The following is a 1426-nucleotide window of genomic DNA, read 5'->3' as shown; positions in this document are numbered from 1 at the left end:
GTGATGTGACCCCTTAAACTGAGACGGGTGGATGTTCGTTTAGACGGCCTGGGCTCTGTATTGCACAGGACTCAGGCCGTTCAGTTTGATCTTGATGCGGTCATGATTATAGTAGTTGATGTACTGCTTCAGGCCACTCACGAGTTGCTCGACACTGCTAAATTTGTTGAGATGGTAAAACTCGGACTTCAACACAGCGAAGAAGCTCTCCATGGCCGCGTTGTCATGGCAGTTTCCCTTGCGAGACATGCTCTGTTGCAGCTCACCTTTATCGAGCGCATGCCGAAATGCCGGCATCCGATATTGCCAGCCCTGATCTGAGTGAAGAATCGGTCGCTCGTGTTCCTCAAGCTTGCTCAGCGCCTGTTCGAGCATGTCGCTCACCAATTCCAGGCTCGGTCGCTCTCGTATCTCATAGGCGACGATCTCGCGGTTGTATAGGTCCATGATCGGGGAGAGATATACCTTTCTGCCATCGACCTTGAACTCAGTGACGTCGGTTACCCACTTCTCGTTTGGCCGATCTGCCTCGAAGTCGCGCTGCAGGACATCTTCCGATGCCTCCATGGCGTCAGCCTTATAGGATTTGTACTTCTTCGGCCGAACCAGCGACTTCAGGCCTAGCTCGCCCATCAAGCGCTGAACTGCCTTATGGTTGATGATGCGCCCAGCTTGCCGTAGGGCTGCCGTGATCCGACGATAACCATAGCGCCCGTGATGGCGATGGAACTCGGTCTGGATCTCTTCTTTTACCTGTGCATCCTTATCCCCCGCCTCCAGGACCTTCTTCTGATAGAAGAACGTACTGCGTGCCAGAGATGCAGCCTCGAGCAAGTAAGTCAGTCCATGCTCCAGCCTTAGTTCGAGTATTACTTGCGTTTTTTCGCTGGCGCAGGCGACTTCGACTCGACTAAGGCTTTGAGCTTTTTTAGGTAGGCATTCTCCGCACGAAGCCGCTTGACCTCCTCTACGAGGTCATTGTGTGAGCAGTTCGTCTCGTCCACCGGGACGCGAGTAGGAGGGGGCGGCAGAGCCTTCATTCTGGGATTTTCGTTACGGCGTCGTTTCAAACCTTCGAAGCCGCCTTGCTTGTGCCGTCGCTCCCATTCGCCGATATGGGATGCGTTAGGAAGATTGAACACAGCTGCGGCCTGTCGATAGGACAGCGCATTGTCCCACATGTGTTTCAGCACCGACAGCTTGAACTCGGCACTGTGCGCCTTCCACACTCTCATCGCCAGCCCAGCTATGCCGTGGAGGCGGTAGCGCGCTACCCACGAACGCAATAGTGATGCCGAAATATCGAGCTGTTGCGCTACTTTAGTGAAGCCTGCTGGCCCGACTAAGTAGGCCTCAACGGCTGAAAATTTGAACTGCTCGTCGTACTTCATAAGACCCCTTGAAGTGGAGTCTCACTTCAAGGGGT

At 54.1% G+C, this 1426-nt stretch carries 1 protein-coding gene; it reads right to left on the bottom strand.

What is annotated here, in order from left to right; translation table 11 throughout:
* Positions 1–39: 39 nt before the first annotated feature.
* Positions 40–1391 (bottom strand): IS3 family transposase gene (locus AC3A6F_RS25255; RefSeq protein WP_487686540.1). Its coding sequence is split into 2 segments (ribosomal slippage): positions 40–900 and positions 903–1391, totalling 1350 coding nucleotides; the frame shifts between segments, so codons are not numbered across the junction.
* Positions 1392–1426 lie beyond the last annotated feature (35 nt).

The sequence above is a fragment of the Massilia sp. Soil_C_3 genome (assembly GCF_057657035.1).
The sequence above is the reverse complement of the archived record's forward strand: the minus strand, read 5'-3'. Positions and strand labels throughout refer to the sequence as shown.